The sequence below is a fragment of the Archangium lipolyticum genome, from assembly GCF_024623785.1.
Taxonomy (GTDB): Bacteria; Myxococcota; Myxococcia; order Myxococcales; family Myxococcaceae; genus Archangium; species Archangium lipolyticum.
Map to the genome: position 1 here is coordinate 107,794 of NZ_JANKBZ010000032.1, position 23,737 is coordinate 131,530.

A 23,737-nucleotide genomic window follows, 5' to 3' on the forward strand; every position below is an offset into this window, starting at 1 on the left:
GTTCAGGGCTGGATGCCCGCCGCGGCCAGCACCGCGTTCTCGTAGGACTGCATGGGGCCGTCGTGGACCAGCTCCAGGTCCTCCAATGCGTGGCGGAGGGTGAAGCCGGCGGCGCGGGCGTGGAAGTCCATCTCCAACACCCGGTCCAGCACATCGGCGGCGTGGAAGGCGCGGGCCTCCGGCGTGTCGGTGCGTGGCAGCACGCGCCGGGCCTCCCGGATGCGAGTGGCCGGTCCTGCTGGCAGCGTGGCCAGCACCTCCTCGGTGAGCCGCTCCACCATGGGCCCCACCGCATCACCCAGCAGCACGTCCCCTGCGTAGCCGGCGTCCGGCAGCACCACGTTGAAGAGGTGGTGGCTCAACCCGGCCACGAAGGGCGGGGCCGGGCTGGCACCGAAGAGGGGCGCCACGAGCACCGCCGCAACGGCGACGGCGTAGCAGTGGTCCGCGTGGCTCTCCGCGGGCTCCAGGAGGATGCGGGGACGGCCGGGGAGCGTGGCCCCGGCGCGTGGCTGACGGACCAGCCGCTCCACGAAGGGCGGGGGTGTGGTGCCCTCGGTGCCGAGCGGCTCCGCGAGCGCGGCGTGCAGCCGCTCCCGGAGACCCGGCTCCAGGGGACCGGCCGCCGCGTCCAGTGCGCGGTGGAGGAGCTCCAACGCGCGGGGAGGTGACAGACCGGCCCGGTGCAGCACCTCGGCGTCGATGCCTCCGAGCCGCACCGAGACCAGGGCGAGCGCCGTCTCGCGCAACGCCAGCGCCTCCGGCTCCACGCCCGCGACGAGCGCCGCCCAGGCTCGCCGGAACCCGCGTGCCGCCAGACCCTCCAGGTGGTCGGCGGTGCGTACCCGCTTGAGGTCCATCAACTCCCCCAACAGCGGGCGCAGTGTGGCCAGACGGTCCGGGACCGCGGCCGTGTCCGAGACGGAGGCGCTCATGGGTTAGCCCCGAAGAAGCTCGTTGCCGACGGTGGGCCGCACACTCCCGGTGGACAACCACTTCATGAGGCGCCGCTGCTGCTCGGGCATGGCGTGCTCGGGCGTGCGGCCGTCCTGCGTCATGGGCGCCTTGAAGAAGCAGCCCAGCGAGTCGATGACCCCACCTTCACCGCGGCGTTTGGCCAGGTCCAGCGTGCGCGCCAGCTCCACCACCAGCGGCGCGGCCAGGATGGAGTCCTTGCACAGGAAGTTGACCTTGAGCTGCATGGGTTGGCCGAGGAAGCCGAGGACGTCGATGTTGTCCCAGGCCTCCTTGTTGTCGCCGCGCGGCCGGTAGTATTGGATTTGGACGATGTGGTCCTGGACCTTGTAGCCGAGGATGCTGTCCAGTACGGCGCCCTTGGTGTCGAGCTTCGAGGCCTTCGAGGCCGGGTCGTTGAGGGCCTCGCCGTCCCGGTTGCCCAGGATGTTGGTGGAGTACCAGCCGGACACGTACAGCGCGCGATCCCTCAAGGCCGGGGCGAGCACCGTCTTGAGCAGCGTCTGGCCCGTCTTCCCATCCTTGCCCGCGACGGGCGCGCCGTTGCGCCGGGCCAGCTCCAGGAGCGCCGGCACGTCGGCGGCGACGCTCGGCGTGAAGTTGGCGAAGGGGATGCCTCGCGAGACGGCGGCGTAGGCGTAGAGCATGGCCGGGCTGATCTCCGGATCATTGGCGTCGATCGCCGCCTCGAAGGCCTCCGGCGTGGCGAACTGGGGCAGCGCCGCGTTCACCGGACGCTCGGTCGAGGCGCAGTTGATCATCACCAGCCGGTCCACCTGCTGCTCGCGTTGGAAGCGTTCCAGATCCTGATGGATGGCTTCCACCTGGGCGCGCAGGCTGCTCATCTTCTTGTTGGATGAGCCCACCACGTTGCGACAGAAGTTCCTGTTGGACACGGCGGGCCAGGGCCGCATCTTCGACAACACGGGTTCCACTGCCTGGAGCTGAGCCTCGGTCAGCACGCCATGGGTGCGTGCGGCCTTGGCCAGATCATCATCGTACAAATCCCAGCCCCCGAAGATGAGCGCGCCGTAGTCCACCAGACCCGCGCCCTTCACTCCGGCCAGAGGCAGACCCGTGGTGTCCACCACGCCCCGCTTGAGCAGCTCCATCCCCGCGATGGCAGTGGTCGCCACGGCCCCACCCATCCCCACGACCGCGATCCCCAGACGATCCCCGTACATGCCAGACGACTCCCCTTGAGTTTCACCACGTGTCGGGCTCGTGCTCTCTTTTCGAGGAACCGAGGCCCCTCGTCTCGGAGCGGGTCCCTCCGAGCCCACGTAATGAGTCATCACTGGACGTAAGGCCTTCAAGTCGGGGAAACCCGAATGTCCTGAAGGGCAGGATATCCGTCCGCAGATGGAAAAAGAGCCCATCGCGAGTATGTTTCGCGACGGGCTCCGGGCACTGTGAGGGATTGGGTGCGCTAGAGGGCGCGAGCCTTCCACCGTCCGCGCCGGAAGAAGACGGCGCTCAGCGTGCCGAGCGCGCAATAGCCGAGGGCGATGGCCAGGAAGACGCCAGAGGGGCCGAGCCCCAACGTCTTGGAGAGGACGTAGGCCAGGGGCAGCTGCAACATCCAGGAGCAGAGCAGGTTGATGATGGTGGGCGTGGTGGTGTCCCCCGCGCCATTGAAGGCATGCGGGAGGACCGTACCAAAGGCGTAGAAGACCATGCTGCAGCTCACGATTCGCAGGCAGCGCGTGGCATGCAGCACCACCTCGGCCTCCGAGGTGAAGGCGCGCACGAGCGGATCGGCGAACACCAGGAAGCCGAGCGCCATCGCGCCGAGCAGCAGCAGGGTGTGGAAGCTCGCCCGCCACGCCGCGCGCTCGGCCCGCTCCGGATCCCTGGCACCCAGACTCTGGCCCACCAGGGTGCCCGCGGCGTGGCTCATGCCCCAGGAGGGCTGCTGGGCGAAGAGGAGGATGCGCATGGCGATGGTGTAGCCGGCCATCGCCGCGCTGCCGAAGCTGGAGACGAGGCGCATCAACACCAGCCAGCTGGACATGATCAGCAGGGATTGGACGAGGGCGCTGCCCGACAGCCGCAGCAGGGAGAGCAGGGTGGCGGGCTCCAGCCGCAGGTGGCGTCGCCGGATGACGAGCCGGCCGCTGCCGCGCACCAGCCCATGGAGCTGGTAGAGCACGCCCACGGAGCGCCCGAAGGTGGTGGCCACCGCCGCGCCGAGCACGCCCAGCTCGGGCAGGGGGCCCAGGCCGAAGATGAGACAGGGGGCGAGTACGATGTTGAGGGCGTTGGCCAGCCACAGCGCGCGCATGGAGGTGGCCGCGTCCCCCGCGCCGCGGAGGATGGCGCTGATGAGGAAGAGCAGCGTGAGGACGAGGGTGCTGCCCAGCATCACGCGTGTGTAGGAAGCGCCGTGCTCCACCACCCAGGGCGAGGCACCCAGGGCCGACAGCAGCGGGCGGGCGAACAGGATGCCCCCCACCGCCACGGGCAGGGCGAGCAACAGTCCGAGCCACAGGGACTGCATGGCCGCGCTCGCGGCGCGCTCCGGATCCTTCTCCCCGATGCGCCGGGCCACCAGGGCGGTGGCGCCGATGGACAGGCCCATGGGCAGCGTCTGGACGAACGTGAGCATGGACTCCGTCATGCCCACGGTGGCCACGGCCTCCGCGCCCAGTCGCGAGACGAAGAAGACGTCCACCAGGGCGAAGATGGACTCCATCACCATCTCCAGCACCATGGGCACCGAGAGCAGCAGGAAGGCGCGATCCACGGAGCCGGCGGTGAGGTCGTGCCTGGCGCCGCGCAGGGCGTCCCACAGCACGGGGAGCCAGCCCCTGCCTTCCTCGATGGACGGGGAGGCGGCGGACGTGAGGAGCTCGGGTGTGGAGGGCTGCGACATGGAATGAAAGGCGGAGGGGCCCGTATGGGTGTGAGGGACGCCAGGGAACGGGTCCAACCGCGTTTTTCATCCACGGCCGGGCGAGGGTCGCCCGGTCGCCAGGACTGGAGCCTTACGAGGCCCGGACGCGCCCGACGAACAGCGTATGCATGGGCCCGCCGCCCTTGGAGCGGGCGGGCGTCTCCACCACCTCGGTATCGAACCCCGCCCGCTTGAGCCGGTTGGCGAAGGCGGGGTCCGGCGAGGCGGACCACACCACCACCAGGCCGCGAGGCTTCAGCGCACGCCGGATGGCACCCAGCCCGCGCTCGCCATAGAGCCAGCGGTTGGCTTCCTGGGTGAGCGCCTCGGGGCCATTGTCCACGTCCAGCAGCACGGCGTCGTAGTGGCCCTCTGCCTGGCGGAGCAGCTCTCCCACGTCCCGGGCCTCCACCTTGACGCGAGGATCCTCGAGCGGCCGCCCGGCCAGTGGGGCGAGGACGCCCCGGTTCCACTCGATGACGGCGGGCACCAGTTCGGAGACGACCACCTCGGCGGAGGGAGGAAGCCGCTCCAGCGCGGCCCGGACCGTGTAGCCCAGCCCCAGGCCGCCGACGAGCACCCTGGGCCGCTTCCCGGCGAGTCCCGTGCAGGCCACCTCGGCCATTTTCTCCTCGGAGCCATGCTGACGGCTGGACATGAGCTCGCGGCCGTTCGCACGGATGGCGAACTCCTCGCCGCGCTGGTGCAGCACCAGCTCACCACCGCCCGGAGCGGGCGCCCGATCAATCACCTTCCACGGCTTCATCGTTCCGTCACCATAGCCGCATTCCAACCACGAAACCGTCATCAGTTCCTGCTGGTCTCCGCGCGGCGATAGGCCTTTTTCGTTCCGTCGCGCGTCGCTACGCCGTGGACGGCAACAACCACGCGTAGGCCTGCGCGAGCGCAGCGCGACTGCCCTCCTCGAGCGGAGCTCCGTGTCCGAAGACGATTCGATCGAACGGATGCGCCAGCACGGCTTCGAGACTCCTGCGTGCGGCGGCTCGATCGGAGAACGCCGTCCAGCGAATCATCCGGCTCAGGGCGACGCGGTCATGGAAGCCCATGAGCCGTGTGTAGAGCCGGGTCCACCGATGCTCCGGCCGACCGATGTTGTGCACGAGGTCCGCGACCACCAGCGTCCGCGCGGGTCCGTGTACGAGCACGGTCTCCTTCAACCAGAAGCCGTCGATGGCCACCTCCTCGACTGTTCCGGCGAAAGCGGGCTCGGCTACTTCGCCATGGACCCGATCGATGCGCAGATCCGGACGTTTTCTGCTCATTCCGGGCGGAGCGTGAACCCGGGCCTCAGGAAACGCGCGTGCCCAGTCTCCGATCCGGAGGTGGTGGTGCAGGTTCGGAGCGTAGAGATGTGCGACGCGTCCGAGCGCTTCGACGGCCGCGCGTCGCTCCGGTGTCATCGCCACCGGCGAATGGAGGAGCAGGCTCCCGTCACCGAGACGGATCACCGTCATCGTGGAGGTGAGGTGCATCCCGAGAACGCGCACGGGCGCGGCGCTCAACCAGATCCCTTCGGCGAACGGTGTCAGCGGGCTTTCGGACACGGCGACGGAGCCTCCTGGGGACGGCGATGTTCGCAACCCCTCCCGCGCGCCCCTGACTCGCCTGATCTCCTCAAAATGGCGAAAGTCGGGTTTGACACACTCGCTGGAAAGGACCTCCAGTCCTTGGCACCAGGGCACCGACGTTGGCGTACATTACCTACCTGCCGTTTTAACCCGTTTTTATTGGGAGGTTGCCATGAGCGGTGTTGGAGGCGCAGGAGGCTCTGGAGGTGCTGATTCCGCCGGCAGGGCAGCGGATGCCGCGGCGAAGGCGGATGCCGCGGCGAAGGCGGATGCCGCGGCGAAGGCAGCTGCCGCCGAGAAGGCGAAGGCTGCGGAGGCCGCCAAGAAGGCCGAGGAGGCCGCGAAGAACCCGGTCGCGGGCTTCTTCTCCGACATGTTCTCGGCCGCGACGGCGCCGTTCGGGGCCATCTCGGACTTCGCGCGAAACTACCAGGACATGAAGGCCGCCAACGTCATCGGCGCGGACGGCTACTTCCACTGCAAGGCGAACTACGAGGCCGCGAGCCGGGGCTACCTGGGGGCGACCACCGCGATGCAGATGGACTCCCTGCGGGAAATCACCGACGCCATCCGGGGCAAGAGCAGCTTCGAGGCCTACAAAAGCGACATGGCCGCCAACAGGCATGGAATCGCGGGGGCCATGAGCGGGCGCTACAACTCTGCCCAGGAGGCCTGCGACGATCTCCGTCCCAACGGGCTGCCCGACAAGTATTGAGCCCGGGCGGTAGAAAAAACGAGGCGCTGGGGAACACGCCAACCCCCTGGCCCTGTTGCCAGCTTATGATAGCGGCGACCAGGTGCAGGTCCTGAGCCCGTAGTCCGGGTGCTTCTGGCAGGTATAGGCATTCTAAGGCCAACGCCAGACGGCGCTCACCGGCAGCTCACGCGCCAGCACGGCGGCGCCGGGCTTGGAGCCCTTCACCTTGGCCACCCTCCCGTCCGTGTCCCCCAGCACGACAGAGGCGGCCGTGGAGCAGCGTCCCCTCGGGCAGGACTCCATCTCCCTCCGTGATGCGTCCGATGACGGGTCCGTCCTGGTAGACACCTGCCTCGCTGGGGTCGCCGGGCTGGTTGATGTCCACGACGGCCCGAAGAGTGCTGACATCCTGAATCTTCAGCTCCTGGGCCATGGCCTCGGCCGCCTCCTTGGGGCAGTCCTCGGGCTCCGGGGGCCTCACCTGGACGGCGGGGCAGCCGAAGCCGACGACGGCGCACAGCCAGGCGGCGAGGAAACTCGAGGAGGTGGAGGGGGGAAGTGGTGGACACGGGCGGGCTTCCTTTCTCGGACTGGCCAGACCCAGGCTGGAGCGCCTCGGGTGGGGGCGTGAGTGTGGAGCGTGCCAGCCACAAGACAAGGCCGACTACGGTCAAACCCACGAGGAGGACCCGGGGCCACCTTGCGCGCCGGGGATGGCCAGGAGCAGCCGTCGGGGTCCTCTGCTGCTGCGGAGCCTCCTCAGGAGCCTCGCGGGCCGTTTCGGGCGGCTGGGCCGGCGGAGACGGATTGGAGTGCCGCGAGTGCCGCCTCCTTCTCCGCCAGCGCCGCCTCCAAGGCGTCCACCACCCGGAAGCGCGTCGTCCGCCCCTCCACTTCCACCGAGGCCCGATCGATGGTGGCGTCGAAGCGGAAGAGGGTGAGGGTGTTGGCCGCTATCCTCACCTCGGGCACCGGCTCGTCCGGGCTGCTGGGTATGACGATTTGCCGCTCCTGGTGCTCGCGGACGGAGGGCCGGGTCTGGGCCGCCGAGGGCGTCGCCAGGGACAGGGCGAGAAGGACCTGGAGTAGGGGAGATGGTAGTGTCAGGAGGGGTGACCTCTCCGGTTCACCCTAGCAGATGTTGTACCCGGGAGGGCCCTGTTTCACTTCGACGGAACGGCTACTCGACCTCCGCGGGCTCAGCGCTTCGAGGCGGCTTGCGCCGGGCCGGCCTTCAGGTGCTTGTCGTAGTGCGCCTGCAGGGCGGCGAAATACCCGCGCTCCTCCCAGAGCTCAGCGAGCAGCCGGTCCGTCAGCGACTTCACCTCGGCGCTCCCCTCCGCCTCGGGCGTGCGCGGGCCCGGATTCTTCGGGTTGAAGAAGGCGCGGGCGGCCTCGGCCATCAGCATGCGGCTGCTGGCGAAGAGCCGGCGGAGGATCTGGTTGATGGGGCGCGAGTCCACCTCCGCGCAGGCGGCGACGATGGCGTCGTATACCTTCCGCGGCGTGTCTCCGGTCAGCGAGGCTGGGTCCAGGTCCCCGCGCTCCACCGCGTGGGTGAGCAGGAAGCCGTGGTGCAGGGACAGCGAGGCCAGGTCCACGCAGTCCTTCACCCAGAGGACGAAGAAGACCTTCCGGAAGATCTTCCGCACGGGGAACAGCAGCACGCCCTTGAGGAAGCCCTTCACCGCGCCGCCCAGGGAGGTGCTCATGTGGGAGCCGGCGAGCACCTGCACGGCCGGGTCCGGCGTGGGCAGGCCGTGCTCCCGGAGGATCTGCCGGACCATGCCCTCGCGCGTCTGGCGCAGGGCATAGTCGTCCAGGAACGGCACCGGGATGAGCGGCGTCAGCCCGGAGGCGACGGCGAGGAAGGCCACGCGGCCTGGCAGGGGAGGCAGGTCGTTCTTTGAAACGGGGCGCGACGTCGGCTCGGTCATGCCCTGTTCATATGCCGATTCCGCCCGCTCATTGCGAGGCGGCGGGAGCGGGCTTCGGTGCTTCCGGGGCATTTCGCGAGAAAAGGAACGGATAGGTGGAACGCTTCCGGACCCGGACACTCCAACTCCGGACACCGCGGAGGGGAGCCCACTTCACATGCGGAGTCTCAGTGCATGGAGGACCTGTTGGATGGCGATGCCCTCGGCCCACTCCGGCCCATCGGGGTTGCCTCGGACATGGAGCGCCACGGGGGTCCGCGTCTGAATCTCCAGCCAGAGGGCACCCGAGTCCCCCGCGTCCGAGAGCTCATAGTCCTCGGGAAAGCCCTCGGGTGGCTCCAGCCGCACGAGGTCGCCGCTGACAGCCTTCACCACCCCCTCGGTGACTCCCGTGGAGAGCCCGGACTTGACCACCCGCATTCCCACCTGCGCCAGCCGCGGCGTTCCGGGCTGCCCGAGCCCCAGGATGCCCCGGCTTGCCTGGATGTTGTCGGCGACCCTGGCCGCCGCACAATCCAGTCTCGGGTCCGCCCGTGACAGATCCACGAAGGCGACCTCGGAGCTCTGTCCCTGATTGGAGGGCTGGAAGATGGGTTCGCCTTCGACACCGGGCTGCCCCTGCAGTCGCACGAGCACGTGATAGCTGCTGACGAGGAATCGCTGGGTCGGATCGACCTCGTCCACCGCCACGAACCCCAACGTTCCCGGGTGCTTGACCTGGGGATTGACCACCGCCGTTCCGCCCCGCAGGGGGCGGAAGGCACCTCGGTGATTGTGGAGGGTGGGCATCGCTCACTGCCACATGGGCGACGGGGAGGCCTCGAGCGCCTGCTGCTGTTCGTCCTCGAGGTCGGGCATGAAATCGAACCCCGCGCGCTCCTCGATCCAGTCGACGGATTGAATGGTCTGAGGCAACTGCGAATCATAGGGCTTGTCGTAGCCCCTATGCTCTTGGACGAAGGCGATGGCCTCCCACTGCCCGCTGGCATTCTGGGCGACGACGATCTTGAAGAAGTGGGTGGGGACCGGCAGTGCATTCGCGCCGATCCGGTACACGTCGACGAAGCCATCCGCCGTGTTGGGATCCTCCTCCGCGGGGTCGTAGAACATCGGTCCGGTGATGATGTAGGCCTTGCCCCGGTCCTGTGCCCATTGACGAGCCGTGTTCTCGAGCGTGGACCAGATCCCCCCATTGTGCACCTGAAGTTGGGGGACCATGTTCGAGAGATAGAAGGTCTCCGTCTTGCGTTGCTGGTCCACGGTCTGGTTGCCGGCGGGAGCCATGTGCCCGCGGCTGTAGCCGGAGCCCTTGTAGTCAGCGAGCTCCGCACGCTCACCCTTGGGCAGCTCCGGATCCGGCTTGAAAGCCCCCTGACCGGGCCGCGGCAGGTTTCCCTCCAGCTGGGCCCGCTCCACCCCCTCGCAGACCCAGAGTGGAAGCTTGTCGCTTCCACTGTGCTGGAGGACGTAGCCCTCACGAATGACGTATCGCGTGGGCCCGTGCTCCCAGGCCTTCAGCGCCCGAGGCAGGCCGAAGGGGCAGTTCGCTTCGATTCGCCGCTCCTGCTCCGGGGTGAAACCGGCTTCGGCTTGCCCGAACTTCGTGAACTGCGCCCGGCGTTTGTCGACGATGAAGTCATCATCGTAGTCCGATGCCTCGTCCTGGCTCTCCTCCGGCGGTGGCGCTCCCAGGGGAGGTCCCGGCTGGATCGAGGGTTTCTGTGCGACACAGGCCGTCAACAGCCATGCGATACATGCGAGGACGCCAAGGCGATGAGGATTGTGAGACATGCCCCTCTCCTGGGGATGCTGCTATGGGAGAGGGCACGCTAGCCACTCGACTCCAGATGTGAAGATGCCTCGCACTCCGGGGTGATTTCCTTGCGGACAGGACGGAGGTTCGTCGGCGCGGACCATCCGCCGTTCGCTACCGCTCGAAGAACGACACCTGCTGGAATCGAAGGCCGGCCAGAATCTGATCCACCCGCGTGTCGGACAGCGAGCCGATCCGTTCACCCAAGCGGGCCTTGTCGACCGAGGAGATCTGCGACACGACCACGACGCTCTGCCTGGGAAGGTTTCCCTCTCCCACTTCCAGCAGGACATTCCCCGGCTCGTTCGCCCGGTGCAGGTTCGACGTCAATGCGCACACGACCACGGTCGTGATGCGCGAGTGATTGAAGACGTCGTCCTGAACCACCACGTGGGGATGGGAGTAGCTCGGGACAGGCCCTCGCGAGTCATCTGGCGCCATCCAGAACACGTCACCGCGGTTGATCCTCGTTGGACGTGTGCCCATTGGCTGTTTTGTGTCCGTCGTCATGTGCGCTCTGGCTAGAGCGAGTCTATACCAGCTCGTGCCGGGGGGCGCCGGGACGGGGGTTCTCGTCCCGAGCTGGACATTCTGGAGCTCCTTGTCATTACCTCACCGGATGCTGATCGATCTGACTGCCCTGCGGAGGTCCCGTGACCGCCGCCTGCTGCTCTGGGTTCTCGCGTGCGGCGTGGTGGCCTGTGGTGGACTCCGGATGGAGGGCCCTGGCAGCCCGCCCGATCCGCTCGATGACGGGTGGGCTGTCTCCTCGCTTCAAGCCGAGGGCATGAACCCCGAGCGGCTAGCGGAGCTGGAGCGCAAGCTGGAGGCCGGCGACTACCCCGCGCCGGACTCATTGCTCATCGCCCGCAACGGCAAGCTCGTCTACGAGCGCTATTGGAACGGCTTCAGCCGCGACAAGCTGCACGACCTGCGCTCGGCCACCAAGAGCATCACCTCGATGCTCACAGGCATCGCCCTGGAGCAGAAGCTGCTGCCCGGCGTGGACACCCCCGTGCTGCCCCTGCTGGGCAGGTACGCGCCCGTGAAGAACGTGGATGAGCGCAAGGAGCGGCTGGCGCTGCTCCACCTGTTGCAGATGCGCACCGGGCTCTCGTGCAACGACTGGCAGGAGGACTCTCCCGGCAAGGAAGAGCGGATGTACGACTCGCGGGACTGGGTGAAGTTCATCGTCGATCTGCCGATGGCGGAGGAGCCCGGCCAGTCCAGCGCATACTGCACCGGGGGCGTGGTGGTGCTGGGCGCGCTGGTGGAGGATGCCGCCGGGGTGCCGTTCCCCGAGTTCGCGCGCCGCCACCTCTTCGAGCCGCTGGGTATCACCCGGAGCGAGTGGCAGGAGGCCGACGGCGGGCGCACCGACACCGGAGGCCACCTGCACCTGCGCCCCCGGGACTTCGCCAGGCTGGGCCAGGTGATGCTGGAGGGGGGCCGGTGGCGGGGTGAGCAGCTCGTCCCCGAGGCCTGGGTAAAGGAGTCCACCACCGGCAGCCACCCGCTGGGCGACTCGAAGTACGGCTACCTCTGGTGGGTCAACACGTTTGGCATCGCCGGCACGCCGGTGGATGCCTACTTCGCGCGGGGAAACGGGGGCCAGTACCTCTTCGTCTTCCCTTCGTTGAACCTGGTGGCCGTGTTCACCGGCAGCTTCTACAACGAGCCGGAGTCCTCCTTGGCCCTCGAGCTGTGCGGCCGCTTCGTGCTCACCTCCGCGCTGGGGAAGTAGGGCGCCACCCATGAAGAAACGCGCCGGTGGAGACTCCGCCGGAGCCCGGGCCCGGGGCGGGTCCGAGGTTGGCGCCAGAACAGGTGGAGGCCGTGCCTCCCACGCATCCTGGTGTCCGCCATTGCCCCGTCCAAGGGGCATGCTTAAGGGGAAGGCTTCCTATCCGGAGGACTTCCATGCTGCATGCCCCGCTCCTCGGTCGTGTCCTGCTGCGGTTCGACGCCGGCAAGGAGGAGATTCATGAGGATCTCTCCGCGGCGGTGTTCTCCGCGGATGGCGGCCTCTGGGTGGCCTCGGACGAGCACCACTCGCTCGAGCGCTTCTCCCCGGTGAACCCGCGCGTCTTCGGCGAGCACCGGCACTTCGTCATGGCGGATCTGCTCGGGGAGGAGGTCCACGAGGAGGTGGATATCGAGGCGCTGGACTTCCAGGACGGGCACCTGTGGTTCGTGGGCTCGCACAGCGCGAAGCGGAAGAAGCCCAAGGGCAAGGCGATGGTGAAGGACCTGGAGCGCCTGGCCACCGTGGAGCACCAGCCCTGGCGCTTCCTGCTCGCCCGGGTGCCGCTGCCCGCGAATGCGTCGGGCTCGGCCCGCCCGGCGAAGCTCATGCGCGCGGAGGGCCGGGAGGACTCGGGGGTGAACGTGCTGGTGGAGCTGCTGCGCCAGGACGCCCACCTGGGGCCCTTCCTCGCGCCGGCCTCGCCGGACGATCCGGATGGGGCCCTGGCCATCCCCAGCAAGGACAATGGGCTGGACATCGAGGGGCTCGCCGTCCACGGGGACCGGGTCTTCCTCGGGCTCCGGGGCCCCGTGCTGCGGGGCTACGCCGTCATCCTGCAAATGGAGGTGGAGGAGGTGGGCAACGGCCTGCTCGCGCCCCGGCGGACGAAGAAGGGCCACCCCTATTACAAGCACTTCCTGGACCTGGATGGCCTGGGCATCCGCGAGCTGTGCCGCCACGGGGAGGATCTGCTCATCCTCGCGGGGCCCACCATGCCAGTGGATGGCCCCATCCGGTTGTTCCGGCTGCACAAGGGCCTGCTGCTCTCGGGAGACACGCTCCACACGCAGGCGCAGGGGGTGCTGGAGCCGCTCTTCGACTTGAAGAACGGGAGCAGGGACGACAACGCCGAGGGCGTGGCCGTGTTCTCCTGGTTCGCGCCGAACGACTCCGTGCTCGTCGTCTACGATACGCCCTCGCCGCAGCGCCGCTACGGGCCGGAGGGTGTGCTCGCGGACGTGTTCCGGCTCTGAGGTCTCGGCGAGGTCGCCGCGAGCTCGAGAACGTTGCTCGTGAGGGGTGGGGCCTTTATCCAGGGGCCCCATGCGAGCCAATCATTTCCTCCTCTTTTGTTCCGCGTCGGTGCTGCTGTCGGCCAGTGCGTGCCGTGACGAGCCGCAACCGGGCCCGGAGCCGGTCTGCACCGAGGCGCCGCTCCCGCTGCAGAACCCGCGCGCCCATACCCTGGGCGAGACCTTCTACCTGCCCCGGCTGAAGCAGGACGCGCGGTGTCCCTCCACCCTGGAGTGGCAGGTCGTCTCCGCGCCCGAGGGCAGCCGCAACACCGCCTACACGCGGGGCGCTCCCGAGCCGCGCTTCACTCCGGACCTGCCCGGCGACTACGTCCTCCGGCTGGGCGAGCTGCGCAACTCCGAGGTGCCGCTCCACGTCGTGGCCCGTTCTCCGGCCGAGCGCTTCCGCAACCACTCCCTGACGCCCCTGTCCGGCGTGGTGCGGGTCGGGGAGGAGCTGTGGATCGCGAACGGTGCGTCCTACACGGTGAGCCGTCTCGCGCGGGTGGACGGCACGTCTTGGAGCCAGCAGGGCGAGGTGACCGTGGGCGCGTGGCCCTCGGCGCTGGCCTGGCGCGAGCCGCTGCCGTATGTGCTCGTCGCCCAGCGCGGCGGCGACACCGTGGGCTTCATCGACAGGGCGCGCGGCGTGCTCGTGGACTCCCTCTGGGTGGGGGACGAGCCCTCCGGTCTGGCCCTCTCGCCGGACGCCCGGCGGTTGTACGTGTCGCTGGCCACGCAGCGCCGGGTGGCGGTGGTGGACCTCGCGGTGCGCGAGGTCGTGGCGCAGGTGGAGGTGGGGTTCGATCCCCGGGCCCTGGCGCTCTCCCCGGATGGCCGGCGGCTCTTCGTGGCCTCGTACCGCTCCGGCAACCGCGTCAAGGACACGCGCGGCACGTACGGGCCGGGGGACGACAAGGACATCTCGGTCGTCGACACCGCGTCGCTGACGACGATCGCCACCGTGGACGGTGTGTCAGCCGATCTGCGGGCCCTGGCGCTCTCCGAGGACGGTACCGAACTGTATGTCGCCGCGACCGATGGAGACCCCGAGCCCTCGCAGGCGGACGCCACGGCGAAGCCCTTCGTGCACGAGGTGGTGGTGGTGGATGCGGACGCGGTGGTGCCGGGCGTGCTGCGGCGCGCCGATTTGACGCGCCAGGCCGGCTCTGGCGGCCCCGTGGTCAATCCCGCCGGGGTGCTCGCGGTAGGGGACACGCTGTGGGTCTCCTCCGAGTCCTCGGAGGTGGTGGTGGCGCTCGACCGGAACACGCTCGCCGAGAAGGCCCGGGTCGCGGTGGGCCCGGGGGCCCGGCAGTTGGTGGCGCTGGATGCCGCGGGCACGGTGGCCGTCCACTGCTACCAGAGCTTCGAGCTGTGGGTGCTGCGCGCGGACGGGACGGTAGTGCAGAAGGTGAAGCTCGCGGAGGATCCGCGTCCGGCGAGCGTGGCGCTCGGCGAGCGCGTCTTCACCCGGCCCGGTGGGGGCTTCGCGGCGAACCACTCCTGCTCGAGCTGTCATGTGGAGACGCAGAACGACGGCATGGTGTGGCGCTTCGGACCATCCATCTGGCACAACGTCCGGCCGCTGCAGTTGCTGGACGCCACCACGCCGCTGGAGTGGGGCGCCTACGTCTCCAGCTCCGACAACTTCGGCTACCAGGGGCCCGCGTCCATCGTGTCGCGTGCGGCCACGCCCGAGGAGGCGCTCGGACTCCAGGCCTTCCTGGGCTCGCTGCTCGGCGCTCCCAGGGCCACGGGCCACACCCGGCTGGATGGCAGCTACACCGAGGCGGCCCTGCGCGGACAGGCGCTCTTCGAGGGCAAGGTCGCCTGCTCGGGTTGCCACATGCCGCCGCTGTACACGTCGCGCGGTTATGTCACGCAGGGCAAGTCCGGTGAGCCGGCCGACATCCCCACGCTCCTGGGCACCTACCGCCACGGCATCTACTTCGTGGGTGCGAAGGCCCGGAGCCTGGAGGCCGCCCTGGATGTGGCGATCGACTACGTGAAGGTGTCGCTCAGCGCCGAGGAGCGCGCGGATCTCCTGGCGTTCCTGCGCGAGCTGACGCCGAAGGGTGGGGCTCCCCTGGGCATCTGGCCGGACATCGACAGCGACGAAGGTGTCTACCCGGACGTGCGCCCGTCCGTGGCCTTCGCGGATCCGGTGGATGACACCCAGAAGACGGCCGCCGAGGTGGCGGCGGAGTACGTGGTGCTGGAGGACGCGCTCGGCAATCGCGTGTCCGGCGCGGTGGAGGTCCAAGGCGGACGGCTCACGTTCGTGCCGGCGGCGCCACTGGCGCAGGGGGCCCGCTACCGCTTCCGGGTGCTGCCGGGCCTGCCGTTCCTCTCTGGAGGCTCGCTCTGGGGCGAGTTTGGGAGCGAGTTCACCGTCGCGAAGCCGGCCGCGGGCACCTGGCCCCGGACGATGCGCATGACGGTCCAGGTTCCGGGGCGCGGGGGCACCACGCCCGTGGACTTCGTGCTCGAGAAGGCCGAGGCCTCCCGTCCGGGTGGGCTCACCCTGACGGTCCTTCCCCAGGGCTCGGGCCGCCAGCAGCGTCAGCAGGTCTGGTCGCGGCTGGATGGGGACCGGTGGCGGGTGCAGCCCTTCGCGATGCCGCTCTTCGGGAGCAGCGTGGCGGATGCCTCGGAGGTGGTGGGCTCGGTCACGCAGGTGGATCCGTCCAACCAGGGCATCACCCGGGTGGAGGGCAGGCTGCGCATCCGCGGGCCCGGCATCGACATGCCGGATGTCGCGTTCTCCATCGTTCCGCAATAGCGGCGCTGCCTTGCTGGCCCCAGGAGTACGGATCTCAGGGGCTTCATCGAGCCCATGGACTGATGTTGAGATGACGGACAAGCAAAAAAATGACCCTCATCGCCTACGCGCCTGCGCTCGTGGGCGATGACGGCCGCCCTGTGGCCGTGGTTCATGGAATGTGGGGCACCGGATGTACCGGGTCTTTGAATCAATCCTGCCCGGTTCACGGAAGCCTGAAGACGTGAGGGCCTCTTGAGCCTGAAGGCGCTACATTCACCAACAACTCCCTCCATGAATAAACCTTCTATTCCGCAGAGGTTTGGCGCTTCATTGCTCGGCCTGCTCCTTGTTTCCTGTAGTGCAGCTCGATCCCCGATCCCCGGTCCCACTGGGGTACGTGATCTGTCCAGGTACGTACTTGTCGTTGAGGAGACGTCCGATGGACGGGTGACTCACTCCTGGAAGCCCCTCAGGGACTTCGATCTGACGATGTACCCGAGGCAGGTGCACGTCGACGGTTTCCATGGGCGGCTTGAACAGGTCGTGTTCACGGACCAGGAGTGTCACCATCAATACGAGGTCTGCGTCCCCACCTGCCTTGCAAGCACCAGGATCCTCCAGGTCGATAAGTATGTATACGATTCAAGTCAGTATGGTCAGTGGAGGACCGGGAAGAAGCGGTACTGCCCGGAGGCATGCATGAAGCAACTCGCCATGTGCCTTGCACAGGCGGAGGCCAGTCCTGTGCGATTCGAAGCCATGGACACCGCAGTTGATTGGGTCAGGCGACATCGAACCAAGATCCTGGCCGGTACGGTCATCATCATTGCCGGCGCCGCCTTCATCGCCGTGGTCGGCGCTTCAGGTGGGGCTGCGCTCGTCTTCGTACCGGTCGTGCTGGTGGCTTCCTCGGGCAACCCTTTGGGGTTCGAGCTGACGCCGGAGACACCGTGACGATCTCCAAACTGCTCTCCGCATCGGAAGCACTGGTTACCGACCAGTGGCAGAAGCTCCGACCACCCGGCGACTCCAAGTCATACCGTCTCCTGAAAGAGGCAGGCTTCTTCATCTGGCGAACAGGCCAGATCTATCGCTTCGAGGACTATCTCGCACGCCCCTCGGCGGACCGTGCTGTCGATGTGAGAGCCTCCTGGCGTGGCGAGAATGGCGAGGAGGCCAGCGAGGCCTGGCAGACTCTCGCTCGAATTCGCGACACCCTGCGATCCGCGGAGAAGAAGAATCTCATCCAGGTCGCCAGGGCTCAGCTCGAATTCATTGCTTCAACAGGCCAATGCGAGGAATTTCACGACTACCTGAAGACCTTCTACCGTAACCCTCCTCCAGTCATCGCCCGATTCGACACGCGCGACGAGGCGGAGACCTGGTTGAGAAACCTCCCCGAGCCGCCCAGCAGCGCATATATCCTGGTGGGGAATGAATATCTGGAGGTCTTCTATTCTCGCGAGAGGGGCGTTCGTGCCCTCCGACGCGATTACGCACTGGAACGATTCATCGAGGCCGTCACGTCACGCGGGTTGCCTGCCCCGGTGGCCTCGTTCGACACCGATGCGGAGGCAGCGGCCTGGTGGAAGAGTCACTCTGCTCCGCCCCTGTCGGTTTTCGTGCGGATCGCGGGCGAATACCATCTCGCAGTGTATCACAAGAAGATCGATTACCGCTCGCTACACCCCATCTCCATCCTGGAAGACTGGCGGAGGGAGCAGGAGAGAATCGCAGAGCAAGAGAAGACGCGGAGCAGGTGATTGTCCATCCCGGAAAGCTGAGCCTTTCCGGGATGCGTGCTCGTGTGTCGCTGTCGGAGCGCCCCGGCATACTCCGAACGGCCCCACCAGGACTCAATAGGTCCTGGCCTGACCGGAGGACGTAATCATGCGTTTCCGAGCGTGCATCGCACTTCTGCTCTATGTCTCAGCTTGAGCTACGTCAGCGCCGAAAATGGCAGGGCTCAAGGTTCCTTCTTCTGGCTCGCCGGGAATGTGACGTTCCCAAGGGTGATAGTGCGCGGCCCGCCTGCCTCCCACAGGGGGGCCTGAACGTCGCTCACTTCAGCTCCGGCGTGCTCGCCATCTACGGCCGGTTCTGATGCATGACCCAGGAGTGGGCCACGACCCAGTTCAACCTGGGAAATGCGCTCTGGGTTCTTGGCCAGCGAGCCATCCACGATGGCGGCCTCGTGGATGCGCTCGCCCACGGTGAGGAGGTTGCCGTCGAGGTCGTCGTGCCCGCGGACGACGAGAGCGTGTTGCCCTTGCCCGTCACCTCCAGCCGCACCGTGCGCTCCGGCAGCGGTGCACCGTTCAATCCCGTTCAGTAAGCAACAGAAGACCCGACTCATCCGCACCGCCCTCCTCTCCGTGCATCCATGCCGGGAGGGGGGCGGTTGTCTGATGGACGTCTTCGCCGCGATGCTGACGCACGAGGCGCCGCACCCCTCTCGAAGACAACGCCGTCACGCTCTACCTGCTGGGCATCACCCAAGCCGCGTGTGCTGTCCGCCGCGGCCTGTTCCCTCCTCCTCCAAGGATGGTCCCATGCTCCAAGACGTCGGAATCGGAAAGAAGCTGTACCTCGCCTTCGGCTCGATGATCGCGGTCCTGCTGCTGGTGGTAGGCATCTCCTATTCGAGCTTCGAGAAGCTCTCGGAAGCGAACCGCTGGGACAAGCACTCCTACGAGGTACTCCAGGAGATCAACGGCACCATGAAGTCGCTCGTCGACATGGAGACGGGGCTGCGGGGGTTCGCCATCACGGGGGATGAGAAGTTCCTCGAGCCCCTGCAGTCCGGCAAGGCGGGCTTCACCCAGCACTTCGCCCGGGCCCGGGAGCTGACGACGGACAACCCCCGGCAACAAGAGCGCCTGCAGATGCTGCGCGAGGACTACCAGCGCTGGCTGTCGCATGAGGTGGAGCCCCTCGTCGAGCTGCGCCGCAAGGCCACGAGTGGCGACGTGCCGTTGGACGAGGTGGTGGGCTTCGTGGGGACCGCCCGGGGCAAGCAGTTCATGGACGGAATGCGCGAGGGGATGGCGCAGCTCTCCAACGAGGAGTTGCGGCTGCTGGAGCAGCGCTCGCGGACCTCCAACGCGCTGGAAGAGGCCATGTACCGCACCCTGATGATGGGTGGAGGGATGGGGGTGGTGCTGGCGGTGGTGCTGGCACTGCTGCTGAGCCGCGGCATCGTGCTCCCCATCAACGAGGCGGTGGCGGCGATGGGCCGGCTGGCGCAGGGAGACCTGACGGCGGAGGTGCAGGCGCGCGGCCGAGACGAGACGGGACAGATGCTGGCGGGGATGCAGGAGATGATCCGCTCGCTGCGGAACATGACGCGGGTGGCCGAGTCCCTGGCGGCCGGTGACATGACCGTGCAGGTGATACCGCGCTCGGAGAACGACACGCTGGGGCGGGCCTTCGGCTCCATGGTGCAGAAGCTGGGCGGGATGATCGGTGAGGTGCGGGCGGGGGCCGTGGCGCTGTCCTCGGCGGCCTCGCAGGTGTCGGCCACGTCGCAGTCGCTGTCGCAAGGCACGAACAGCCAGGCCGCCTCGGTGGAAGAGACGAGCGCCACGCTGGAGCAGATCGGCAGCACCATCACCCAGAACGCGGAGAACAGCCGGCTGACGGACCAGATGGCCACCAAGGGAGCCCAAGATGCCGCCGAGAGCGGCGCGGCGGTGGCGGAAACCGTGCAGGCGATGACGGCCATCGCGGAGAAGATCTCCATCGTGGAGGAGATCGCCTACCAGACGAACCTGCTGGCGCTGAACGCGGCGGTGGAGGCGGCGCGCGCGGGCGAGCATGGCAGGGGCTTCGCGGTGGTGGCCACCGAGGTGCGCAAGCTGGCCGAGCGTAGCCAGAAGGCGGCCAAGGAGATTGGTAGCCTGGCCAGCAGCAGCGTGAAGATCGCCGAGCGCTCGGGGGTGCTGCTCAAGGAACTGGTGCCATCCATCCGGAAGACGGCGGAGCTGGTGCAGGAGGTGAGCGCGGCGTCCAAGGAGCAGGCCTCGGGCCTGATGCAGATGAACAAGGCGATGGAGCAGGTGGACCAGGTGACGCAGCGCAACGCGTCCGCGGCGGAGGAGCTGGCGAGCACGGCGGAGGAGCTGAGCGCGCAGGCGCAGGCACTCCAGCAGCTCATGTCCTTCTTCCGCATCCATGGAATGGGCGACGGGGGCCTGATGCTGCGGCAGGTGCAGCAGAGACAGGCGCCACGGCTGCCCGGAGCGCCCGCCACGGAGATGCTGGCGCGCGCCGTGTCCACCGTGTCCGCCGAGTCCGCGCCTGCCCCGACGCCGGGTGCACCCCCCTTGCGCGACTTCACCCGTTTCTAGGCGCGTGCCATGGCAACCTCTATTGGAGGCGGCGGGAATCTGGGAAGTCGTCTGACGCCTGCCTGGGCCTCGTGCCGCCCTGGGTTCCGCCGCGGGGAGAGCTGCTCTCCGGTGAGGACCCGGTCGAGAACGGACGCGGTGACAGAAAAAACCGCCACCGGTTTTGAACGCACACGGGCTCATGGCCCGGGCGACATCCCATCCTTCTGGAGATCAGGTTCATGACGCAGTCCGCAGCGTCCAAAATCCTCGTCCGTCATCCGTCTGTCGCCGCGCGCTACCAGCACGGCAAGACCCCCATCACGCACCTGATCGAGGACTACATCCACGAACGGGTGGACATCCCTGGCGACTTCCGGGACTTCATCCGGGAGCGCGTCCAGGTCGCCGAGTACAGCTTCGTGGGTGACCACTTCAAGTTCCTGTTCTCCCACTTCCTGCCGGAGGTGCTCATCCACTCCCGCGCGCAGGACGAGCGCATTGGCAAGGCGCACTACGACCGCGGGAACGACTTCTTCAGCTGGTTCCTCGGGCCTCGGATGATCTACACCTCCGGCTTCTTCCAGTCCCCGGAGGACACGCTGGAGGAGGCGCAGGACCGGAAGATGAAACTGGTCTGCGAGAAGCTGCAGCTCGAACGCGGCGAGCGCTACCTGGACATCGGCTGTGGCTGGGGAACCCTGGTGGCCCATGCGGCCAGGGACTACGGCGTGGATGCCACCGGCATCACCATCGCGGAGAAGGGCACCGAATACGGCAACGCGCAGATTGCCCGGATGGGTCAGAGTGCCACCGCCCGCATCCTGAACAAGGACTACCGGGACATCCCGAACCAGACGTTCGACAAGATTTCCTGTCTGGAAATGGCCGAGCACGTGGGGGTGCGCAAGTTCCAGGCGTTCATGCAACAGGTGTACGGCCTGCTCGCGAATGATGGGCTCTTCTATCTGCAGATCGCCGGCCTGCGCGCGAAGAAGGGCCACCTGGGCTTCCACATGGAGGACCTGGTGTGGGGCCTGTTCATGAACAAGTACATCTTCCCCGGCGCGGACGCCTCCATGCCCCTGAGCTTCGTGGTGGAGAACATGGAGAAGGCCGGGTTCGAGATTCACAGCGTGGAGAACGTGGGCATCCACTATTCGCTCACCATCTCGCGCTGGTACGACAACTGGATGGCCCACCGCGAGCAGGTGGTGAAGACCTACGGCGAGTGGTGGTTCCGCCTGTGGCAGGTGTTCCTGGGCTGGTCCGTGCACATCGCGGCGCAGGGCAGCTCCACCTGTTTCCAGGTGGTGGCGAACAAGAACCTGGACGGATTCAACCGCATGCGGTGGCTGAGCGGCGTGAATCTGGGCGAGCGAGACCTGCCGCTCAAGCGTTCCGCGTAGCGTCCGGCCTCCGGGTCCAACCCCCACTGTCCAGGACGAGCGCGAGCGTGGCCAGGGTCATCGGCGTGGCAGCACACTGCGAGGCCCAGTACCTGGGCGTTCGCCAGGTCTCGAAGGTCGCAATAGAATCCGTAGTGGCGCTGGATGATGGGCTCAGGCAGTCCACGCTCTCGCATTCGTCAGACACCAGCTCAGCAACCGCTGACGCTGTCACCAGGCCTCGCGTTGCCGCTGTTGATGCGCTCTCAGACAAGCCGTTCTTCCGCAAAGTGGTGCTGCGATTGCCGCGAGCCCTGTGGCCACTTCCCCCGTCCTACGGTCATGTGCTCGCCTTCAATGAAGAGGGCCAGGTGGTCATCGACCTGCCGGAGCCGCGCGACCGCGTCACTTCAGCACGGCCGCCACGTCGACGATATCCACACCCTGCAACTGGCCGAGCCAGGCGTCGAACCACGGCTTGTGCGAGGAACCGACAATGGACAGCACGCGCGCGCCGGGGCGTTCCCGGAACGTTTCGCGGATATTGGCGACCATCCGCAGGTTACGGATTTCCCAGCCGGCGACCCACATCTGCGGGTAGCCTTCCGGCGACTTTGCGCGCATGGCCGCGCTGACGTTGGTCTCGGCAAGCACCCGCAGGCTTTTCGGCTCGTTGATGTAGCGGTACAGCGGCAGCAGGTCTGAAGCTTGCGACAGCAGTTGCTCCCGCTTTTCAAGTTCGCCCATCCCCGTGCCGCCTGCGGCCCACGCCGCTTCGATCGAACGCACGAGAGCCTTGATGTCCGAGACATCCATGCGGTCGCCGGTATGGTTGTCCACCGCGTACACCCTCTGCAGACCCAGGCGCGCGGCCAGGCGTGCGGCCAGCTGGTAGTTTTCGTCGTTGATCGTCGCGATTCGGCGGAGGTTCTCCACCAGTGACGCATCCAGGCTGTCGCCGGCACGGCGCTCGGTTTTTGGCAACTGCAGCCACTGCACATAGGCCGAGGCGGGGTCGTTTGCCGCCAGGAACAGCGCGGCCAGGCGCCGCCGCTGCGCCGGCGCCGGCTGCGCCGGCCAGGCCTTGAGCGTCTTGTCCACTTCGGCGAGGGCGGCGGGCACGTCCAGCCCGGTGGCCGCTTTCGCCGCGTCAGTCGGGGCGCAGTAATCGGGGCCGTACCTGGCGGGATGGCGCGCAGCGAGATCGCATTCCTCGCCGGACTCTTCCTCAACTGTGATGATGTCGGGCTTGAACGCCGCCAGCCGGTCCATCACTCCGTCCAGCGATGCCGGATTGAAGCCTTTCGGCATGCCGCGCAAGTGCACGGTGCCCAGCACCAGTACTTGCGCCCGCGGCCCGACCATGTCGCGATCGAGCGCCGCCAGGTCGACCTGCGCCTGCGCTGCGAACGGCAATGCCGCGATCCATGCCCAAGCCCACTTTGTCCATTTGCTCATGTCGTATTTTTCCTTGTGTCGAATGATTTGTCAGCTTTTGCAATGGAAACTATGACGGCCAATGGTGCCATTTTCAATTCTTCCCCTCGGCGTTTGCTCCCTCGAGCGGGACGGAGGCGGGCCCACAGAAGGAGAGCCTTTGCGTGGCCGCGACGGTGGAGGAGCCGAGGAAGCAGAGGACGGCGCGGGTGGATTGGGCCGGGCTGCTGCGCAGGACGTTCGCACTGGACGGGCTTCGCCTGTCCGCGGTGTGGAGGCAGGCGAAAGGTGCTGGCGTATGTGAGGGCCCCCGCTGGGGTGCGCTCGATATCGGCCCGCACCCTCCCGCGCCTCCCGAGCGCCCGCAGCAGCAGCCCGAGCAGCAGGGCGGAGAAGTCCGCCCCACTCGCGGTGGAGCACCCGCCGCCCGTTCCTCCCCCTCCCGGCTGCTCCGGCGCGGGCGGCAACGGCGTGTCCCCGCACACGCCTCGCCTGTCCTCCATCAGGACGCAGGCCGTACCCGGGCAGTCGCTGTCCACGGCGCAGATGCTCCGGCACCGGAGCGGCTCCCCGGACAGGCTGGCTCAGAGCGTGGGGCCGGCGCAGAAGGTCTGTTCCGGCGTGCACTCCTCGCCCACGGCCGCGGCCGGCAGCGGGCGCATGCGGCACGCTCCGTCCCCGGCGCACTCCATCGTGTCCGGACAGTCCGCGCTCGTGGTGCAGGGCCGCGAGCAGTAGGGTTGGAGGGTAAGCATCCGGTCCAGCCCAGGGTGTCGGCCACCGAGGAGCATGGCACGGTGGCCGCGTGATGGACGGCACACCGACAAGCCTATCGCTGCTGAGCCTGCTGCTGGGCCCACGACTCGGGGAG

General features: G+C 67.7%; 22 protein-coding genes. 10 read left to right on the forward strand and 12 right to left on the reverse strand.

Going from position 1 to position 23,737, the window contains the following annotated elements; all coding sequences use genetic code 11:
• Window positions 1-2 precede the first annotated feature (2 nt).
• From NR810_RS42100 to NR810_RS42120, 5 genes are all read right to left on the reverse strand, one after another.
• Window positions 3-935, reverse strand: a complete 933-nt coding sequence (locus tag NR810_RS42100) for a hypothetical protein (RefSeq protein ID WP_257460970.1) — start codon at window positions 933-935, stop codon at window positions 3-5.
• A gap of 3 nt (window positions 936-938) precedes the next feature.
• Window positions 939-2,159, reverse strand: coding sequence for an inositol-3-phosphate synthase (locus NR810_RS42105; RefSeq protein WP_257460972.1), 1,221 nt, complete (start codon window positions 2,157-2,159; stop codon window positions 939-941).
• A 245-nt stretch (window positions 2,160-2,404) separates the two neighbouring features.
• Complete coding sequence (locus NR810_RS42110; RefSeq protein ID WP_257460974.1) at window positions 2,405-3,850, reverse strand: MATE family efflux transporter; 1,446 nt, start codon at window positions 3,848-3,850, stop codon at window positions 2,405-2,407.
• 112 nt (window positions 3,851-3,962) lie between these two features.
• Window positions 3,963-4,637 (reverse strand): spermine/spermidine synthase domain-containing protein, encoded by a 675-nt coding sequence (locus tag NR810_RS42115; protein ID WP_257460975.1) that lies wholly within the window; start codon window positions 4,635-4,637, stop codon window positions 3,963-3,965.
• A gap of 97 nt (window positions 4,638-4,734) precedes the next feature.
• Window positions 4,735-5,436 carry a DUF4336 domain-containing protein gene (locus tag NR810_RS42120; protein WP_257460976.1) on the reverse strand — a complete coding sequence of 234 codons (702 nt, stop codon included), beginning with the start codon at window positions 5,434-5,436 and terminating at the stop codon, window positions 4,735-4,737.
• 196 nt (window positions 5,437-5,632) lie between these two features.
• Here NR810_RS42120 and NR810_RS42125 point away from each other — a divergent pair, with 196 nt between their 5' ends.
• Window positions 5,633-6,175 (forward strand): hypothetical protein, encoded by a 543-nt coding sequence (locus NR810_RS42125; RefSeq protein ID WP_257460978.1) that lies wholly within the window; start codon window positions 5,633-5,635, stop codon window positions 6,173-6,175.
• Window positions 6,176-6,307: 132 nt separating this feature from the next.
• On the opposite strand, the gene NR810_RS42130 is transcribed toward NR810_RS42125, so the two are convergent.
• The 6 genes from NR810_RS42130 to NR810_RS42155 form a co-directional block, all read right to left on the reverse strand.
• Entirely contained in the window at window positions 6,308-6,460 is a 153-nt protein-coding gene (locus tag NR810_RS42130) for a hypothetical protein (RefSeq protein WP_257460979.1), read from the reverse strand.
• 456 nt (window positions 6,461-6,916) lie between these two features.
• Window positions 6,917-7,264: a DUF2381 family protein gene (locus NR810_RS42135; protein WP_306818976.1), complete on the reverse strand. Its 348-nt coding sequence runs from the start codon at window positions 7,262-7,264 to the stop codon at window positions 6,917-6,919.
• Between the two features lie 92 nt (window positions 7,265-7,356).
• A complete protein-coding gene (locus NR810_RS42140; RefSeq protein ID WP_257460980.1) occupies window positions 7,357-8,094 on the reverse strand; it encodes a hypothetical protein in 738 nt (245 codons plus the stop codon).
• A gap of 153 nt (window positions 8,095-8,247) precedes the next feature.
• Window positions 8,248-8,883, reverse strand: a complete 636-nt coding sequence (locus NR810_RS42145) for a hypothetical protein (RefSeq protein WP_257460982.1) — start codon at window positions 8,881-8,883, stop codon at window positions 8,248-8,250.
• A 3-nt stretch (window positions 8,884-8,886) separates the two neighbouring features.
• On the reverse strand, window positions 8,887-9,885 hold the full coding sequence (locus tag NR810_RS42150) for a DNA/RNA non-specific endonuclease (protein ID WP_257460983.1): 999 nt from the start codon (window positions 9,883-9,885) through the stop codon (window positions 8,887-8,889).
• Window positions 9,886-10,021: 136 nt separating this feature from the next.
• Window positions 10,022-10,393 carry a type II toxin-antitoxin system PemK/MazF family toxin gene (locus NR810_RS42155; RefSeq protein ID WP_407653882.1) on the reverse strand — a complete coding sequence of 124 codons (372 nt, stop codon included), beginning with the start codon at window positions 10,391-10,393 and terminating at the stop codon, window positions 10,022-10,024.
• Between the two features lie 115 nt (window positions 10,394-10,508).
• Here NR810_RS42155 and NR810_RS42160 point away from each other — a divergent pair, with 115 nt between their 5' ends.
• The 8 genes from NR810_RS42160 (at window position 10,509) to NR810_RS42195 (ending at window position 21,450) form a co-directional block, all read left to right on the forward strand.
• Window positions 10,509-11,651, forward strand: coding sequence for a serine hydrolase domain-containing protein (locus tag NR810_RS42160; RefSeq protein WP_257460987.1), 1,143 nt, complete (start codon window positions 10,509-10,511; stop codon window positions 11,649-11,651).
• Window positions 11,652-11,827: 176 nt separating this feature from the next.
• Entirely contained in the window at window positions 11,828-12,907 is a 1,080-nt protein-coding gene (locus NR810_RS42165) for a DUF3616 domain-containing protein (protein ID WP_257460988.1), read from the forward strand.
• Window positions 12,908-12,977: 70 nt separating this feature from the next.
• Window positions 12,978-15,731, forward strand: a complete 2,754-nt coding sequence (locus tag NR810_RS42170; RefSeq protein WP_257460989.1) for a hypothetical protein — start codon at window positions 12,978-12,980, stop codon at window positions 15,729-15,731.
• A 681-nt stretch (window positions 15,732-16,412) separates the two neighbouring features.
• Window positions 16,413-16,667 carry a hypothetical protein gene (locus NR810_RS42175; protein WP_257460991.1) on the forward strand — a complete coding sequence of 85 codons (255 nt, stop codon included), beginning with the start codon at window positions 16,413-16,415 and terminating at the stop codon, window positions 16,665-16,667.
• Window positions 16,664-17,476, forward strand: a complete 813-nt coding sequence (locus NR810_RS42180) for a hypothetical protein (protein WP_257460992.1) — start codon at window positions 16,664-16,666, stop codon at window positions 17,474-17,476. The genes NR810_RS42175 and NR810_RS42180 overlap by 4 nt, the downstream gene beginning before the upstream one ends.
• 344 nt (window positions 17,477-17,820) lie before the next feature.
• Entirely contained in the window at window positions 17,821-18,048 is a 228-nt protein-coding gene (locus NR810_RS42185) for a hypothetical protein (RefSeq protein WP_257460995.1), read from the forward strand.
• Between the two features lie 217 nt (window positions 18,049-18,265).
• The gene (locus NR810_RS42190; RefSeq protein WP_257460997.1) at window positions 18,266-20,062 is read left to right on the forward strand and encodes a methyl-accepting chemotaxis protein; all 1,797 of its coding nucleotides are present in this window, start codon (window positions 18,266-18,268) and stop codon (window positions 20,060-20,062) included.
• Window positions 20,063-20,283: 221 nt separating this feature from the next.
• Window positions 20,284-21,450 (forward strand): class I SAM-dependent methyltransferase, encoded by a 1,167-nt coding sequence (locus tag NR810_RS42195; RefSeq protein WP_257460999.1) that lies wholly within the window; start codon window positions 20,284-20,286, stop codon window positions 21,448-21,450.
• 384 nt (window positions 21,451-21,834) lie between these two features.
• Here the strand turns inward: NR810_RS42195 and NR810_RS42200 are convergent, their stop codons facing one another.
• Window positions 21,835-22,887: a DUF5694 domain-containing protein gene (locus tag NR810_RS42200; RefSeq protein WP_257461002.1), complete on the reverse strand. Its 1,053-nt coding sequence runs from the start codon at window positions 22,885-22,887 to the stop codon at window positions 21,835-21,837.
• A gap of 297 nt (window positions 22,888-23,184) precedes the next feature.
• Here NR810_RS42200 and NR810_RS42205 point away from each other — a divergent pair, with 297 nt between their 5' ends.
• The gene (locus NR810_RS42205; protein WP_257461004.1) at window positions 23,185-23,604 is read left to right on the forward strand and encodes a hypothetical protein; all 420 of its coding nucleotides are present in this window, start codon (window positions 23,185-23,187) and stop codon (window positions 23,602-23,604) included.
• Window positions 23,605-23,737 lie beyond the last annotated feature (133 nt).

Bases quoted from the DNA above. Each gene is read 5' to 3' on its own strand.
- NR810_RS42100 (WP_257460970.1), bottom strand. From the start codon at position 935: ATGAGCGCCTCCGTCTCGGACACGGCCGCGGTCCCGGACCGTCTGGCC.
- NR810_RS42105 (WP_257460972.1), bottom strand. From the start codon at position 2,159: ATGTACGGGGATCGTCTGGGGATCGCGGTCGTGGGGATGGGTGGGGCC.
- NR810_RS42110 (WP_257460974.1), bottom strand. From the start codon at position 3,850: ATGTCGCAGCCCTCCACACCCGAGCTCCTCACGTCCGCCGCCTCCCCG.
- NR810_RS42115 (WP_257460975.1), bottom strand. From the start codon at position 4,637: ATGAAGCCGTGGAAGGTGATTGATCGGGCGCCCGCTCCGGGCGGTGGT.
- NR810_RS42125 (WP_257460978.1), top strand. From the start codon at position 5,633: ATGAGCGGTGTTGGAGGCGCAGGAGGCTCTGGAGGTGCTGATTCCGCC.
- NR810_RS42130 (WP_257460979.1), bottom strand. From the start codon at position 6,460: ATGGAGTCCTGCCCGAGGGGACGCTGCTCCACGGCCGCCTCTGTCGTG.
- NR810_RS42140 (WP_257460980.1), bottom strand. From the start codon at position 8,094: ATGACCGAGCCGACGTCGCGCCCCGTTTCAAAGAACGACCTGCCTCCC.
- NR810_RS42145 (WP_257460982.1), bottom strand. From the start codon at position 8,883: ATGCCCACCCTCCACAATCACCGAGGTGCCTTCCGCCCCCTGCGGGGC.
- NR810_RS42150 (WP_257460983.1), bottom strand. From the start codon at position 9,885: ATGTCTCACAATCCTCATCGCCTTGGCGTCCTCGCATGTATCGCATGG.
- NR810_RS42155 (WP_407653882.1), bottom strand. From the start codon at position 10,393: ATGGGCACACGTCCAACGAGGATCAACCGCGGTGACGTGTTCTGGATG.
- NR810_RS42165 (WP_257460988.1), top strand. From the start codon at position 11,828: ATGCTGCATGCCCCGCTCCTCGGTCGTGTCCTGCTGCGGTTCGACGCC.
- NR810_RS42170 (WP_257460989.1), top strand. From the start codon at position 12,978: ATGCGAGCCAATCATTTCCTCCTCTTTTGTTCCGCGTCGGTGCTGCTG.
- NR810_RS42175 (WP_257460991.1), top strand. From the start codon at position 16,413: ATGAAGCAACTCGCCATGTGCCTTGCACAGGCGGAGGCCAGTCCTGTG.
- NR810_RS42185 (WP_257460995.1), top strand. From the start codon at position 17,821: ATGACCCAGGAGTGGGCCACGACCCAGTTCAACCTGGGAAATGCGCTC.
- NR810_RS42190 (WP_257460997.1), top strand. From the start codon at position 18,266: ATGCTCCAAGACGTCGGAATCGGAAAGAAGCTGTACCTCGCCTTCGGC.
- NR810_RS42195 (WP_257460999.1), top strand. From the start codon at position 20,284: ATGACGCAGTCCGCAGCGTCCAAAATCCTCGTCCGTCATCCGTCTGTC.
- NR810_RS42200 (WP_257461002.1), bottom strand. From the start codon at position 22,887: ATGAGCAAATGGACAAAGTGGGCTTGGGCATGGATCGCGGCATTGCCG.